This is a genomic window from Thermoplasma sp. Kam2015, from assembly GCF_003205235.1.
Taxonomy (GTDB): Archaea; Thermoplasmatota; Thermoplasmata; order Thermoplasmatales; family Thermoplasmataceae; genus Thermoplasma.
This window is the reverse complement of record NZ_QJSM01000020.1, coordinates 142,065-157,657: the sequence shown is the minus strand read 5'-3', so window position 1 is coordinate 157,657 and position 15,593 is coordinate 142,065. Positions and strand designations below refer to the sequence as shown.

Here is a 15,593-nt window from a genome sequence, read left to right as displayed (position 1 = left end):
TGATCGCATGCAATACTATGACCGTGAGGATAACCTGGCATGGACATGCTTGTTTCTCCATAGAGGGGAAGAAGAATATTCTGATAGATCCGTTCATAAAGGACAATCCCGTGGCAAAGGTCAAGGTGGAGGATCTCAATCCAGATCTCATACTCGTAACGCATGGCCATTATGATCATGCGGCCGACGCTGTTGCCATAGCCAAGAGAACAGGTTCACCTATACTGAGCGTGTTCGAACTGTCTGAGATATTCAAGGAGTCCGGCATCAAAACCATAGATATCAATCCTGGCGGGACAGTGGACTTCGATGGAATTTCGGTGAAGGCAACTATAGCAACGCATTCATCCAGCTATGATGGTAGATATGCAGGAAATCCAGTGGGCTACGTGATCGATATGGGCAGACGCATATATCATGCTGGAGACACTGGATACTTCAAGGACATGGAGATAATAGGTTCAGTAGATAGGCCGGAGATATCGCTGTTACCCATAGGTGGCCATTACACCATGGACGTTGATGGGGCTATCGAGGCTCTTAAGATGCTGAGATCGCCCATAGCCATACCAATGCATTACAATACATTCGATGTGATCAAAGCCGATCCGATCAGATTCAAGAACCTTGCCGCGACTATAGGCACATACGTGATAATACCGGAGATAGAGAAACCAATAGATCTGTAAAATATCAAAAAATTATCTTTTTCCCTGACAGCATTCCTGCTCTCAGGCCAGATCTAATCAGACGTTGAGCCAGCTCCTTATCATTTGTTATGACCATAGCGCCGGTCTGCTTCGCTGCGGATATTATGCACTCGTCTCCCTTACCAGGAGCTTCGATTATTCTGAACCTCCTGCAGTATTCATAAGCAACCTTTGCATCCACGTTTCTTCTGGACAGGCCGTATAATTCAGCCATGACGCATGATGGTATGACTATAGTGCTTATGCCCGGTATTTCCAACACGGCATCTTCAAGCCTTATCCTCCTCTGCACCGCGTATATGAGGACGTTTGTATCAACGATCACATAGTTCGGGATATTAGAAGCCATCTTCTTTCAATTTCTTTATTATCTCTTCCTTTGCAGCCTGGTAGTTTGATGTATCCACCATATAGACTGGATATCCGGACGACTTTTCGATGCTGTATCTCATTATGGTTCTGTATTCGTAAAGGTGCGAGGCCAGTCTCGTTCCGGGTGAGTTTCTGTGTGTGTAATTTATACGTTCCACAAGTCTCTTCCTGTGGGTTTCCTCATCTTCTATGTACAGATATATCATACGTATTCCACCCATAACATCGGCGGGGATCATCTCTGGCAAAAAATAAAGTGATTCAACTATCAGATCCTCACCGTTGGATATGGCTCTACGAAGCATCCATTCTATACCTGTCATCATCAGCCCAGCCTGATCCCTGTATCCCCTTATTATGTTCTCCTGGGACATAGTTCCATATGGCTGCCAGGCGTCGTAAACGCTCTTCTGTATGAGCTGTTCGCTTTTCATGAGAGGCCTCAAGAATTCGCGGAGGTAGTCGCCGGACAGCATTATGTTTATACCGAATTCCCTCGCGATCGATCCTGATATGCTCGTCTTTCCTACGCCAGGTACACCGCCGATGAACAGTATACGCGAGTCCATTCAGATCACCTCCCAGTACCTCATCAGATCCCTGGAGTCTATCACCTCTACATGCTGGGACAGCAGATCCAAGGCCTCGAAATAGGTTCTCTCTGATATGGTGGACGTTGCGTCGGAAACCACGAATGTGTAATAGTCATGAAGAAGTGATTCCATGGCTGATATGTATATATCAGATTCGGTGAAGAAGCCGGTGAAGACGATCGTCGTCTTCCCAGATTCCGTTATGATTCTGGCCACGTCTTCGCTCGAGAATATGTCCTCATTGTACACCTCTATGCTCTGGATCAGGTCAAGATCGTTGAACTGTCTTACATAATCATCGTCGTAGCTCGATGGAGACATGAGGCTTATGAGTTTCTGACTGTACTTTCTGCTTATGTACGACGACAAACGTGACTGTCGAAACTTTCGCTCTATGGCCAACATCGGTATCCCGTATCTTTTGGCAGCAGAAATTATGAAATTCATAGAGGTGATGAACTCAAGCTTGCTGAATATCTGCTTGAAGTTATCAAGTGTTGCATTCATCAGCACTATCATAGAATTCCCGGGATCGAGATCAGCACCATCGTATTCAACCATGTGAAGCACCGATACATCTGGGCATTATTTGATGGTTAATTATTTTATCCACACGTGAAAAATTAAAGTATTCTCTAAATATAATCTCGGAAGGTAGTTCATTTGAACCTTCAGATCAGCGTAGTGGCTGCAACTCTTAACGAAATGGATAACATAGAGATATTTCTGGACGAAGTTGAAAAGCAGCTTGCCGGATATACCTTTGAGATAATAATCGTCGACGATAACAGCAGAGACGGTACGAAGGAATATCTGGCAAAGAGGATGGCGGATGACGAACATCTCAGGGTTATAGAGAATGCAATAAGGGTTGGGATGCTAGGTTCGTTGAAGATGGGTATAGATAGGGCGAATGGGGAATACTGCATAGTCATGGATGCTGATCTGCAGCATCCGCCGGAGGTCATTTCCAGGATAATTGATAAGCTCCAGCACGGTTGCGATATAGTTGTAGGAAGCAGGTATACGGATGGTGGATCGGCTGGAGACAGGAATAGCTACAGGGCAATACTGTCCATAGGTGCGCAGTACATGGCATACGCGATCTTACCGTCCTCGAGGCTTACAACGGACCCCATGTCCGGGCTATTCGGTTTCAGGATGTCTCTTAACCATGACTTCAACCACAGAAACAGATTTCGACTCACAGACATGGGGGCAAAGATACTGCTCATAATCCTCGCTGAAAACAGAAAGAGCCGTGTGTGCGATATTGGCTATCAATTCAGAGACAGAGAGAGGGGGAAATCCAAGATAGTGAATGGTACATCCTTTTTAAAAAGATATATATCAGAGCTGCTGGATGCCTTCATTATAGACAGGGAATGGGCAAGAAGATAGAACGCTCCGTATTCACTTTTTTTGCGTTTATTCTATATTTCTGCCGCCCTCATTGCTCCATCCTTCAGGCTCCTCCTTCTTTGCTCTCCCCTTGCCGCGGCCGCCGGCAGATCCCTTAGGTCTACCCCTGTGCGGATGCATTCCCTTGGATTCGATCATGCGATCCAGTGTTGATATTGCCCCCTCTACGCTTTCAGAGAATCTTATAGCGTCAGCCAGATCTTTCCTCCCGATATATTCCAGCCACATCGCTATATGGCCTTCCTTCAGATGATAATACAGGGCGGCACCATCGTATTGATTCAGACATTTCATTTCATAAAGAAGACTCTTCTCATCGCAGGCTATGCCGATCAAGCGATCGTATGATTTAAAATAGAAAGGTTCCATACTTAATAATTAATTTATAATATTTAAGATTTTATAAAGAAAAATAAACTGTATTTTCTATCCATGTCTTTCCATAAGTGAGTCTTATCAAGATCTTCAGTTCTATGCAAGTTCCTCCACAGGTAGCAAATTGTCTATCCTATCGGTTGATATCCAGGCGCGTCTTGTAATACCTATACCAAAGCGTATGTAGGAAAGTTCATCTGGATTCCCAGCGAAAGAAGCTATAGCAATGCGTACGTCGTTTTTCCTCAATGAGAACAGGAAATCACTGGATGGCCTCATCGATTTAGAATCGATCATTATAGAACATCTGGATGCTGTGCATGCTTCTATTATCTTCGATACCTTTTCCTCACCAGGTGTGCCAATAGCATCCAAATTGGTCAGAAAACGAACTTTTCCATCCCTTATGTATTTAATAAGGCTATCAACATCATCCTTGAACGATGATGCATCGGCACATCTGAATGTGGTTTCAGTCCCCTCTACCGAATCATTTCTATTCAATGTGTATGATCTGATCCTAAAAATCCCACGTTCATCCTCCGATCCAGCATAGGCCAGAATGTAAGCGTATCCATATGCCCTCATCTTATCTTGAGCCTTGGAAATATCAAATTTAACGCACAGATCAGCATTTAGAGAATCGTATTTTACTATATTGGGCAGCTTGCCCATCTGGGCGGCCTCAAGCTCGCCCCTATCTTCCCGTAACTCTGGATCTATGTAGGATAGGCCAAGCGTCCTGTATATGTAATCTTCATCATGTCCAGCCGCAACATTTTCCTGATCCCTGAATAAACCATACTCATTGAGCTTCATTCCATGATCTATGGCGATCTTCCTCATCCTTATGTTGTGATCCTTGCTTCCTGTGAAATACTGTAGTGCGGCGCCGAAACTCTCCCTAGATATGATGCGCAGATCGCAAGTTGTTCCAATATCCAATGCAACGGTGGATTTTTTCTCTCCCTTTGCGATCACGGATTTTACTTTGGGCATTGATGTGAATGCATCCATCATCTGCAAAGGTTTTTCCGTGACGGCCAATATATCAATATCTCCCAGCGTGTCTTTCATTCTTCTTGTTGAACCGGCAATCTCTATCCTCTCCGCAAGTCCTGTCTGGATCAGATAATCTCTTATCTCAACGGCTCTAGCATATCCTAGGGGTAACGGTATCCTGCCAGCTGAGGATTCATAGATCTTCAGGCTCTGGGACAGGATTTCTTCACTTTTCTCACCAAATCCTGGGAGATCCCGTATTCTATGATCTTCGATAGCCTTCTTCAGATCGTTCAGATCCTTAACACCGATCGATCTGTACAGCATCAGAATTCTCTTTGGACCGAGCCCCTCTATCTTTGTCAGCGTCTCGAAATCTATTGGATAATTTTTTCTGAGATCCTCATATTTCTTTATGGTTCCTGAATCGATGTATTCTGCAATTCTGTCTGCAATCCCCTTACCTATGCCAGGTATCTTCATCAACGCCTCCTTTCCGCCAGATCTGTATATTGTTTCTATATCGTCCTGAAGCGATTCCAGAGACCTGGCCGCCCTCAGATAAGCATTCGCCTCAAAGCTGGATCTTTGATCGCCACTGGCCTGTATCATGTAGGCTATTTCATTGAAGATTCTGGCGATGTCTCTATTTATCATATTATCATATTCCCTTTGATGGCTTTAATCTTATCCAATATGACGATGATCCATGATCGTATATTATGTAACGATATACCATATTTATGAAAAATAAGAATCTTGCATTCGGAGAATATCATCCCATATATTGTAGCTAAGATCTGCCCGTATTTTCATGATATCTTCAGCGTTTCCTTCTCCATGTCTTCATATATTGATAGGATAATCGATCCGTTCGTGGACAAGTACGGTAATAACCTTATTTTATTGATTGATCTTGTTATTATCATGAGCAAGATAGCTTCTATTGAAAAGATAACAGAAGAAAAGGTGTCACAGCAGGTATTTCCATATACAAAGCCAACCGATTACTACAAAGATATGATAGGGGAGGTTTCACCTGCTGAGGCAGCTATGATCACGAATATAGTTTTTGTAAAGATGAGGACGGAGAATGGAACAGAAAGCATAATCTCCGTGACTGAACCTGTTTGGAACTATCTCGATGGCATAAGAAAATATGTAAAGCTCTTCGATGTCTCAGAGATCAGCAAGGCATGGGATTTCCTTTACAGGATCACGCTCCCGAACGGCCGATCAGGTCTTGCCTTGCACGCTATAAGCGCGATCAACCTGCTGATGTACGACGCCTACGCCAAGGAGATAGGTGTACCGGTGTATAATCTCATCGGTGGTTCCACAAGGCATGAGATTAGGGCCTATGCAAGCCATCTGCATCCAGATAAGGAGGAAAATCTCGAGGCTGAAGCAAGAGGCTATCTCGAAGAGGGATACACGGACATGAAGATGAGATTCATAGCTTCGCCTTCCGATCCATATGCAGTGGAAAAGAACCTGCAGCTTGTCAAGGTGATAAGGGATGTCGTTGGATACTCTGTCAACCTAGCCGGAGACTTCTGGATGTCTCTCAACTACAATTTCGCTTACAAAATGATAAGAGCTTTGGAAAAATATGAACTTGCATGGATAGAGGAGCCGCTTCTACCGGATGATTTCGAAGGCTATGCAAGGCTGACGAGGAAGGTGGAAATTCCAATCTCAGCAGGCGAACACCATTATCATGTATTTGATTTCAAACGCCTATTGGATGCAGGAGTGACGATTTTGCAGCCTGATGCAACCTGGGTCGGTGGAATAACACCGATGAAGAAGATAGCTGGACTGGCTGAGTCATATGGTGCTCAGGTCATTCCGCACGCCGGAAATATATACAACCTTCACTTCATAGCCTCTGAGCCTGAGGCCATCACGCCCATGGCAGAGTATCTGACAAGATACAGAGACTGGATGGAGCAGCATATAGTGAATGTACCCAAACCTGTCAATGCAAGGTTCACGCTCGGAAAGGATGCAGGATTCGGGATAAGATATGACCTCTGAGGAAGTTTATTCAATCAAGGTGTTGAAGGTTGGCGAATCTGAGGTTCCAGGGGCAGAGGTTTTCTGGATGAAGGACTTCTGGACCTGGGAGCAATTATCATTCCACGTGGTGCTGGCATACAATGATCATCGTACATTCATGATAAATACAGGTATGCCGCTTGATCTCAGCCTGAGAAACGAGGAGATGAGGAAGTTCGCCGGCGATAGAGCCCTGTTCAGATCGCTAGACACAATATCTGTGATCCATGATGCTGGATTCGATCCGGACAATATAGACTTCATAGCATTCACACCGGTTCAGGATTACACAGTTGGCCGTCTCGACGAGTTCAGAAGATCAAGGATATTCATATACAGGGATGGATGGATAAAGGACATAGCTGCTCCTGCATTTGCATATTTTCACAACAGAGATCTCTTCATACCGAGGAAGATCTTTGATTTCATCTACGGTGAAGGCTGGAAGAACGTAATTTTCTATGATGGTGAAGTGGAGCTTGTTCCGGGTATAAGGGCCATTCCTGTGGGATGCCATCACAGATCATCTGTAGCATTTATAATAAACACGAATTCTGGTAAATATGTCTTCACGGATGCGTCATTTAAGGCTGAGAATCTTGCCAGGAAGATACCAATCGGGATAGCCGAGGATATCTATGAATGCCTTTCCGCATACGAGAAAATTGAAAAAATAGGCAATTTACTCCCTGCCTATGATCCATCCATAGACGGCCTTCAGATAGAATGACCTGACTATTCCACTGCGTTAGTGAGCGTTCCTATGCCGGTTATGTTCACCTCTATGACATCTCCATGCTTCAGCCACACCCGCTTTTCTTCCGGCATTCCGAGGATCACCCCTTCTGGTGTTCCTGTAAATACCAGGTCTCCAGGCTCCAGTCTGAAATATCTGGATAGGTATTCTATTATCTTCGGAACATTGAATATCATATCAGCGGTATTTCCATCCTGCCTGACCTGGCCGTTGACCTTCGTCTGAATTCTAAGATTTTCAGCATCTCCCAGCTCGTTTTTACCCGTGATCAGAGGCCCGATGGGTGCGAAGGTGGGAAGAGCCTTTCCAAGAAGCCATTGCGACGTCCTGAACTGCAGATCGCGTGCTGATACGTCGTTTCCCACGGTGTATCCAAAGATGCGATCTCCTGATTTACCGCGTTCGCGGCCTATGACCACGACCAGTTCCCCCTCATAGTCCAGTTGCGTTACGTCGCTTGGCGGTCTTATATTTTCGCCAGTGCCTATGACGCTATCCGGAAACTTTGAGAATATGGTGGGATACTCCATTACGCTCTGCTTTGACTCCTTGGCATGTTCTCGATAATTGACACCGATGCACAGTATTTTTTTCGGCCTCAATACGGGAGACAGGATCTTAACGTCTTTCATATTTTTTCCAGACAATTCATCAATATGATCGTCTATCGATCTATCAACCTCGTTCAGATCAACATCTGATGCGATGAGATCATCTGTTACAGTGAAATCCTTGAATTTACTCATGAATCTGGCTATCTCGCTGAATGGATAGATAGCATCGCCCCGGGCGATAGCTCCGGCAGGGCCATGTTCAGATAGGAAATTGAGTGTCTTCATGTTTATCCCTATGGTTTCAGTATGATCTTCGAATATCTGGACTCTGGAGAAAGCTCCTCATTGAAAGAATCTTCACCTTTTTCCAGGGGCCTGATGTCGTACCATCTCTCGTTTATATCGAGAAAACCCCTGTTGATGAGATCGACCGATCTTCTGAAATTATCATCAGAGTAGCAGAATGAGCCGTATGTTTCGATCTCGCTTCTTATCATATAGTTGATGGGCACTGCTGCCTGCGGTTCATGCAGACCGACGAAAACAATCCGGCCGCCCCGGGCGACAGAGTTGATCGCCATCATCCTTGTATCCTGAGTGCCCACGGCATCTATAACGACATCGAAGTCCTTTGGTATGCCCTTCTCTTTCTTGTTGTTTATCACTTTTGTGGCTCCCCAGTGCAATGCATGTTCAAGCCTGAAATCATTGATATCGACAACCACGCGATCAACGGTCCCGTAAGTCTCCAGTAATTTTGTAGACAGCAGTCCAATTGTTCCTGCACCTATTATGAGGGCCCTATCGTCAATCTCTGGCATAGCATGGAAGACTGCCCTGAACGCAGTGGCAAGAGGTTCAGCAAGCGATCCCTCAGGCTTCTCAACTATCTCATAGCATGAATAGTCCGGTACGTTGACGTATTCCTCAAAGCCTCCGGGATAGTCGACACCTATCAATTTTCTCTCTGGACAAAGCTGTCTGTTACCAGTTCTGCAGTATCTGCATTTTCCACATGTGACAAGGGGATTCACTGCAACGTTTTTCCCTAAGAGATATCTATCGGAATCTGATCCTACCTTGACAACCTTGCCTGTGAATTCATGACCCATTATCGAGGGAGGCTTTCTGAGTTCGTTCTGACCAACGAACGCGGACAGTTCAGAACCGCATATCCCGGAATAGTTCACCTTCAGCGTGACGAATCCAGGTTTTGGATCTTCTGGCTCCCTATCCTCAACAGCCATCTTTCTAATATCGGTCCAAATCAATGCCTTCGTTGTTATCGCCATGTAACTATTTTTAACACACATAAAAAGGTATAATCGGAAACGTCCACCATCAGCATAGAAGGATCATTAGCCGTATATGAGCCGAATCCGTAATTTCGGGGATTTCTATTCATAGGTTGATCATGCACGATCAATATCTCATGGTCTCAGATATCCTTTACAATACATATTTTGCATCTATGGAATATCAAGTGAATGACTTCTAAGCTGAAGCTTCGGATCGCACAGATCCTGCTCGAGCGTCATCCACTTGTTTATCGTGGATGATGGAAAAATTATGAAAAGACAGTCTATAAATCATTCTATTGGAAGAGATCCGTGTATCTCCTGTCCGAAGAAGGAGAATTACAGCTCCCTCCAAGTCCTTCACTTCTCCTTAAATGCTGCTTGCGTTCATGCCTAATCGTTCGCGAAGATCATAGTCTTTTGAGATCATTCATCAGTTTGAAGAGCTTCATGCTCGTCATGGTCTTCGATTCTGCATTCCTTATATATTCCTGAACAGTTGACTTGGAAAGTCCGAAATATTCAGCAATCTCCCTGATTCCTGCTCTCCGCGGTATATCATAATAACCCTGATTATATGCTTCCAGCATGATCTGCATCTCAATTGGTGAGAAGTTGAAATAGGGCATCAGAACCTCATAGAAATTAGGGAAATATTTCGCCCTGAATTCATAAACGTGCCCTAGCGTTTGCAGCTCGTTCTTTAGATCATTCACGTTCTCCGAAGGTATGACTGCATATTTTTCCTCTACGCCGTGTTTGACAAGATCAAAGTCAAAGATACTATTGTAATCACTGAGTTTTCCCTGTATCATGCCGCTGTACGTTTCGTAAAGATCCACTATGTAAACGTTTCCCTTAAGTTCACTAATGCTGAGTCCTACAAGTTTCTTCACGGTACCGGATCTGCTTAATTCTCGCATGAAATCTCGCAGGGTATGCTTACCCTTAACCTTAAGCTCAAATAGGCCATATATGACATCTCTGTCCTTAAATGGCAAAAGCTTCAATGTATGTACCATCACATCATAGTTTTCCGTGATTCTGCTCCAGCAGTTATCATGAGTCATCCTGAAATATACCATTGAAAATTTATCATCAAGATTCCTCGGAGCATATTTGAGTATCATAGTTAAGTATATTAGAACATTATTTAATATTTACTAACTTCATTAACATAAATCTTATTTGTTAAAAATATAGGAATATTTTTTCTACTCTATTGAAGATTTATGAGCATACCCCCATCGGCCAGCAGTTCCGTACCAGTCACATAGGTATTATCATCCGATACAAGGAAAAGCGCAGGGGCAACCATGTCTTCCGGCAATCCCAGCCTGCCAACCACCGTCCTGCGTTCCATGTATTCGCGTTTTTCCTTGTTAGAAAGATCCTCCTTATTTATATCTGTTAGTATAGTTCCAGGTTCTAGGCTGTTTACGAGTATCCCATACTTTCCAAGGACTATGGCTATGGAATGCATGAAACCATTCAGAGCGGATTTAGTTGTAGTATAATGGGTCTGAAATTCTCCGCCAACATGTGCGCTGATAGAGCTTATCAGCAATATCCTTCCCTTGATCTTGTTCTCGATCATGTTACTGGCTATGCGCTGTGTTATGAAATAATGGCTTTCAACGTTCACTTTCCATACTTTTTCAAACAGATCAACGCTTATCTTGAAAAAATTTTCGAAAGGACATATGCCTGCGTTATCAACAAGCACGTGAACCTTGCCAAGCATTTCAATGGCCTTATCTGCGAATCGAATACTCTCATATGGGTCACTTTGATCCACTTTAACCTTGTATGCTTTGACTCCGAAGCCTCTAGCAGCTTCCAACACTTCATCGGCCTCTGAGTCATGAGATGCATAGCTTATCAGTATGTTGGCGCCCTGCTTGGCGAGACCCAGAGCAATCGCCCTACCGATTCCCCTGGATCCTCCCGTAATTACAGCATTTTTTCCCTTGAAATCCAACATTTCCCATCACTCGCTTATTCTTCTGCAGTCTGCTCAAGAGATCTCGCTTCGGTTCTCACATAGCTGGGTGCAGCGAATCCCATGATCCCGACCACTATGAACGCGGCTAGGAAGAATATCCCAGCGATCCATCCAATGTATGTGACACTTGCCTTTACGATCAGCGGTGTGAACAGCCCGAATATTGCACCCTCGAATCTCATGGTGAACCAAACGAAACCCTGTCCTGAGTTTCTCAGACTTGTGGGGAAATGCTCCAGTGAATATAATCTTGTGATGGGCCATACACCCAATCCCTGCCCTATACCGAACAACAGGAAAGACACAAGAAGAACTGGTACATTGTAAAGGAACGGTTTGTAAACTAGCAACAGGAAGGATACCGCGGACATAGCAGCACTGGTGAGATAAAGTGGATACCTGCCTACACCGACCTTATCCGTTAGGAAATAGTATATCAGCAGACCCGGTACTATTGCGCTACCGAAGTAAATGGCCTCGAAGGCAAACACTACTCTGGTAGATACCAGATGAAGCGAGCTGAAGATGTATGGGAAGAATTCACCGTAAGTGGATGCAGGAATTCCCCACATCAGATATAGGAACCAGGCGAAGAGGAGAGGACCACCGTACTTTGTGAACAGCTCCTTATATCTGTACTCTCTGTATTTAGGTGCGGCTGACGCCGAAACATCAGCCTCTTGAGCCGCACCGAGAACCTTTGTTGCATTGTGAAGATCTTTGTATCTGCCCTTCAGAACGTCAAATCTCGGTGATTCTGTGAGCCTGCGCCTTAAGACCCAAGCTATTATAGCTATAACCCCGAGCATTATCCATATAGTTCTAAATAATGTGATTCCAGTGTTGTATATCGCTATAGCTATTGCCAGTTCCACGAGTACGCCGACGTACCACATTATGTTGGTGTACGTCATGAGCTTCCCTCTTCCAGCTTTAGGTGCAAATTCGGAGATCAGAGACCATGAGGTCGGCACGTCAGCGCCCACCGCTATACCGATCAACGCATAGAATATCATGGCCCATATGAAATTGAATGAAAAAGCGAGTAGTATTGCGGCAACAGCATAAATAATCATATCAGCCTGATAAATGAATTTTCTACCATATCTGTCACCGAGTGGTCCGAAAATGAGCGCTCCGAAAGCTGTTCCAAGGAGGGTGATCAGAGCTGGAAAGCCTGCAAGAAGTGTCGACGTTACATGTAGATAGGCCAAAATAGCAGATAATGTTATACCAGTTCCTGCAAACATACCAGCATCGAGAAAGTCTCCAAGGGAAGCTATCAGTGTCCACGACACATGCGTGCCAGTAAGCTTCGCGTTATCTAACATCTCGATTGGATTTGACTTATCAGCCATGTATATATTATCATCTAATGCATATTTAAAGAATGTATCATACCTGTCCATATTAGATATATACATAATTATCCATCCATAGGATTAGATGCTCAAGCCCATACTGAATATGAGACTATTCTTAGTGTCTAATGCATTTCATGCCTTCATTTGAAGACGATTATACCATCGTTTATACGTGTTCATTTCACCGTATAGAGGCCGGACGTGTTCTCCGATCCCTTTAAGTTCTGGTTTAAATCATATCACTATATGATCTACCATAAGGACTTCAGTATAGTGTCCGCATGTCCTACGGTATTTAATGAAGATCAGACTGTAAACTATGATGAAACGGCTGATATTCTCGAGTTTCTGGAAAAAATAAAGATAAAGTCTACGGCCATATTGATCTTTGGCGGCGAATATTACAGACTTACCATGGATGAGAAAAAGAAGATAATTGAATACCTTTCCTCCTCCACTTTCTGGTCGGGCGAGATCATGGTGGGCATAAATGATAATTCATTATTCGCCATGAAAGAGCTATCTAAAGTAGCGGATAAATACGGCGTTGACTACTTGATAATTTCGCCCCCACAGTATGTTCCGTTCTACAAATTGAATAAAAAATTTGTAGAAAAATTTGTTTCCCAAGCTATTGAAATGCTGGATATTCCAGTTATATTCCAGGATACCAACATCCCGTCATCGTACCTGCCAGATATTGAATTCTGGAGAAGGTATATATATTCAGGTAAGGTCGCAGGCTTCAAGATAGAGGGGAGAGGATCTGTGACCAAGATGAGAAAGATCCGAATCGCTTATCCTGATATTCCGATCTATGGTGGATACCTTGGTCTCGACATTATACGGGAGAGAAAAGCAGGATCAAACGGAAGCATAATCGGATCCTCGATGCCAGATGTGGTGAACAGGATGATGCTTAACGGTGATACAGCTGATCGAGACAAAATCAGAGAATTCCTGAAGGTCGAGGTGAATCATCTGGACAGATTCGTGGAGATCGAGAAGTATGTATTGAAAAAAAGGGGCATTATAAACAACTACAGATGTAGAGAACCATGCCCGCATCTCTCAAAGATTCTCATACGCAGACTTGAATCTCTCATATCTGTGCTTGAATTATATTTCTGAATTCTGTAAGATCTATGGGAGATAGAACACTTCATCCATACCCTTGGCGGTTCTTCTCTCGCTCGGTGTAATTATTATGTCGCTCATATATTCTTGCCATTTCCTGTTCACATCACTCTCATTTATTATGCGCAGGGTATGATCAATGTCATCGCATTCCCAGCATCCAAAGATATCCTGATTTTCGATGAAAATTGAATAGTTTCTTACGCCAGCTTTCCTTAGAAGATCCAGCATTTCAGGCCACACGTTCTGATGCCTTTTTCTGTATTCGAGTTCCTTTCCCTCCTTTATCTTAAGATGAAATGCATATTTCATATTTCCTTATCATCAAAGACGATAAATATCAATCACCGGACGGTTCCATCGTTTCTCTAAGGACAGGCTAATGAAAAGTACGTTCTTTCAATGCCCATAAACTGAGGATTATAAGACTTATGCAGTGGAATTATTTTCCTATTGATTCTCAATTATGAATTCCAACATAACGATCGATTTCGCATCATGCATAAACTATTTAAGTGATGTTTTTGTAAGCTGGCCATGCAGAAGGGATTGGAGATAGCTTTTCAGACCGTGCATGGACTGGATGAAGAGCTCGTCAAGGCACTGGCCGGGATAACGGCTCACGAATTTAGCGACATGAATATAGACTACAATATTTTCCTGGTGACACTTGGGGATCAGAAATTTTTCAGAATACTGTTCCTTTCCAGGAAATTAACGGATCTTCATCCTGAGGAGAGAAAAAAGGTTAGGGAGAGATTCGATCAGAATTCGAAAATGCAGTATCTGGACCTAATAGCTAAATATCACAATCTGATGCAAGAAGGGAAGATACCCGATAAATCAATAAAGGAGGTACACGAGGAATATGACCTGTGGGAAGATCCAATATGGCAGTACATATGAACAGAACGATCTGGTCCTCATCCTGCCATTCTTCAATGCTAGAATTTTATAGATATCTTCCAGTCTTTCCTGAAGTGACGTTTCACTTTTCTCTTCGATAGAAATCCATCGAATACTATCCCGACTTCCCTGTTTTTGTTCAGGGAGGTGGAGCTGAAATTCTCAGATCCTATGAAGACCCTATCCCCGTATATCATCTTGGCATGCATGTAGCGTTTGTTGACGGGCATCAACCTGATCCTGAGTCCGGCCTTCTTCAATTCCATAAGCCGCTGCCTGTCCTCGGAACTTACGGAAGATGGAAGTATCATTTTTATACGCTTCCTCTTCTTCAAGGCATCCAGTACAGCAGGATCATCGCCCATCTCCTCTGTTTCGATGAATTTTGCCCTTCTTATCAACGTGCAGATGATCCTCTCTGATCCGGGAGATATCACAAGTACGTGTGGCATTCTTATCCGTTTTGTACCTACATCATTCCAGTCAGCGAGAAAGAGTGCCTTTAAAGCCTTTCTTATTCGTCGGTCTTTTGATATGTAGATGTATTCCCTGTTCTTGCTAAAGGACGCGTCCGTTGCATTTGCTGTTCCTATTATTGCGATCTTCTCGCTTACCATATATTTCGCGTGGTCGAATACTCCGGGTGAGTCAAACTGCTTTGGAGCCGTTTTGTAGTTTAACCCATAATTTTTTATTGCATCCGATTCCTGACTCAAATTTGCCTCACCATATGGGCGACCATCATAGATTATTCTGACGTCGACCTTCTTCCTTTTCTTTTCCTTCAAAGCGCTGAGTATCTGATCATTGTCAATCAGATAGAAATTGGCATATATGAATTTCCTGGCCTTTTTTATCATATCTATTACAGGACCGATTCCCTCGTCTGGTTCAACAATTATTTTCATGGATGCTGTGACATGACAGCGTCATACAAAATAGTTCCATGTCAGACACCGATACAACAAATTGAATTATATCACGATCTTAACTCTGATACGTATAAAAGTTACATATCATTTTTTCATAATATTTAT

At 43.5% G+C, this 15,593-nt stretch carries 18 protein-coding genes; 6 read left to right on the top strand and 12 right to left on the bottom strand.

Going from position 1 to position 15,593, the window contains the following annotated elements; translation table 11 throughout:
* The first annotated feature begins 17 nt into the window (after positions 1 to 17).
* Positions 18 to 689 (top strand): metal-dependent hydrolase, encoded by a 672-nt coding sequence (locus DMB44_RS03980; RefSeq protein ID WP_110641057.1) that lies wholly within the window; start codon positions 18 to 20, stop codon positions 687 to 689.
* A gap of 4 nt (positions 690 to 693) precedes the next feature.
* Here the strand turns inward: DMB44_RS03980 and DMB44_RS03975 are convergent, their stop codons facing one another.
* From DMB44_RS03975 to DMB44_RS03965, 3 genes are read right to left on the bottom strand one after another with little or no spacing between them, the layout of a single operon-like run.
* Positions 694 to 1,059, bottom strand: coding sequence for a PIN domain-containing protein (locus DMB44_RS03975; RefSeq protein WP_110641055.1), 366 nt, complete (start codon positions 1,057 to 1,059; stop codon positions 694 to 696).
* Positions 1,049 to 1,651: a mevalonate-3-phosphate 5-kinase gene (locus DMB44_RS03970; RefSeq protein WP_110641053.1), complete on the bottom strand. Its 603-nt coding sequence runs from the start codon at positions 1,649 to 1,651 to the stop codon at positions 1,049 to 1,051. Before DMB44_RS03970 ends, DMB44_RS03975 begins: the two co-directional genes overlap by 11 nt.
* Entirely contained in the window at positions 1,652 to 2,236 is a 585-nt protein-coding gene (locus tag DMB44_RS03965) for an isochorismatase family protein (RefSeq protein WP_110641051.1), read from the bottom strand.
* Positions 2,237 to 2,338: 102 nt separating this feature from the next.
* Between DMB44_RS03965 and DMB44_RS03960 the strand changes: the two genes are divergently transcribed.
* The gene (locus DMB44_RS03960; protein ID WP_110641049.1) at positions 2,339 to 3,076 is read left to right on the top strand and encodes a glycosyltransferase; all 738 of its coding nucleotides are present in this window, start codon (positions 2,339 to 2,341) and stop codon (positions 3,074 to 3,076) included.
* A 27-nt stretch (positions 3,077 to 3,103) separates the two neighbouring features.
* Here the strand turns inward: DMB44_RS03960 and DMB44_RS03955 are convergent, their stop codons facing one another.
* The gene (locus tag DMB44_RS03955) at positions 3,104 to 3,466 is read right to left on the bottom strand and encodes a hypothetical protein (RefSeq protein WP_201796927.1); all 363 of its coding nucleotides are present in this window, start codon (positions 3,464 to 3,466) and stop codon (positions 3,104 to 3,106) included.
* Between the two features lie 102 nt (positions 3,467 to 3,568).
* Entirely contained in the window at positions 3,569 to 5,131 is a 1,563-nt protein-coding gene (locus DMB44_RS03950; RefSeq protein ID WP_110641047.1) for a helix-hairpin-helix domain-containing protein, read from the bottom strand.
* Between the two features lie 267 nt (positions 5,132 to 5,398).
* Between DMB44_RS03950 and DMB44_RS03945 the strand changes: the two genes are divergently transcribed.
* On the top strand, positions 5,399 to 6,514 hold the full coding sequence (locus DMB44_RS03945) for an L-rhamnonate dehydratase (RefSeq protein WP_369907620.1): 1,116 nt from the start codon (positions 5,399 to 5,401) through the stop codon (positions 6,512 to 6,514).
* A complete protein-coding gene (locus tag DMB44_RS03940; protein WP_237265283.1) occupies positions 6,504 to 7,265 on the top strand; it encodes a hypothetical protein in 762 nt (253 codons plus the stop codon). The genes DMB44_RS03945 and DMB44_RS03940 overlap by 11 nt, the downstream gene beginning before the upstream one ends.
* A gap of 5 nt (positions 7,266 to 7,270) precedes the next feature.
* Here DMB44_RS03940 and DMB44_RS03935 read toward each other — a convergent pair whose 3' ends face one another.
* The 5 genes from DMB44_RS03935 to DMB44_RS03915 all read right to left on the bottom strand — a co-directional run bounded on the left by DMB44_RS03935 (position 7,271) and on the right by DMB44_RS03915 (position 12,507).
* Positions 7,271 to 8,131, bottom strand: a complete 861-nt coding sequence (locus tag DMB44_RS03935; RefSeq protein ID WP_110641043.1) for a fumarylacetoacetate hydrolase family protein — start codon at positions 8,129 to 8,131, stop codon at positions 7,271 to 7,273.
* An 8-nt stretch (positions 8,132 to 8,139) separates the two neighbouring features.
* Positions 8,140 to 9,138: an alcohol dehydrogenase catalytic domain-containing protein gene (locus tag DMB44_RS03930; protein ID WP_237265282.1), complete on the bottom strand. Its 999-nt coding sequence runs from the start codon at positions 9,136 to 9,138 to the stop codon at positions 8,140 to 8,142.
* Between the two features lie 416 nt (positions 9,139 to 9,554).
* Positions 9,555 to 10,274 carry a helix-turn-helix domain-containing protein gene (locus DMB44_RS03925; protein ID WP_110641041.1) on the bottom strand — a complete coding sequence of 240 codons (720 nt, stop codon included), beginning with the start codon at positions 10,272 to 10,274 and terminating at the stop codon, positions 9,555 to 9,557.
* Positions 10,275 to 10,363: 89 nt separating this feature from the next.
* Positions 10,364 to 11,128 (bottom strand): L-rhamnose 1-dehydrogenase, encoded by a 765-nt coding sequence (gene rhaD / locus DMB44_RS03920; RefSeq protein WP_110641039.1) that lies wholly within the window; start codon positions 11,126 to 11,128, stop codon positions 10,364 to 10,366.
* Positions 11,129 to 11,142: 14 nt separating this feature from the next.
* Entirely contained in the window at positions 11,143 to 12,507 is a 1,365-nt protein-coding gene (locus DMB44_RS03915; protein WP_237265281.1) for an MFS transporter, read from the bottom strand.
* A 252-nt stretch (positions 12,508 to 12,759) separates the two neighbouring features.
* Between DMB44_RS03915 and DMB44_RS03910 the strand changes: the two genes are divergently transcribed.
* The gene (locus tag DMB44_RS03910) at positions 12,760 to 13,644 is read left to right on the top strand and encodes a dihydrodipicolinate synthase family protein (RefSeq protein ID WP_110641037.1); all 885 of its coding nucleotides are present in this window, start codon (positions 12,760 to 12,762) and stop codon (positions 13,642 to 13,644) included.
* Positions 13,645 to 13,656: 12 nt separating this feature from the next.
* Here the strand turns inward: DMB44_RS03910 and DMB44_RS03905 are convergent, their stop codons facing one another.
* The gene (locus DMB44_RS03905) at positions 13,657 to 13,962 is read right to left on the bottom strand and encodes an L-rhamnose mutarotase (RefSeq protein WP_110641035.1); all 306 of its coding nucleotides are present in this window, start codon (positions 13,960 to 13,962) and stop codon (positions 13,657 to 13,659) included.
* Between the two features lie 225 nt (positions 13,963 to 14,187).
* On the opposite strand from DMB44_RS03905, the gene DMB44_RS03900 reads away from it, so the two are divergent.
* Entirely contained in the window at positions 14,188 to 14,556 is a 369-nt protein-coding gene (locus DMB44_RS03900) for a DUF2004 domain-containing protein (RefSeq protein ID WP_110641033.1), read from the top strand.
* Between the two features lie 38 nt (positions 14,557 to 14,594).
* On the opposite strand, the gene DMB44_RS03895 is transcribed toward DMB44_RS03900, so the two are convergent.
* Positions 14,595 to 15,464, bottom strand: coding sequence for a phosphatidylserine/phosphatidylglycerophosphate/cardiolipin synthase family protein (locus DMB44_RS03895; RefSeq protein ID WP_110641031.1), 870 nt, complete (start codon positions 15,462 to 15,464; stop codon positions 14,595 to 14,597).
* Positions 15,465 to 15,593: the final 129 nt, after the last annotated feature.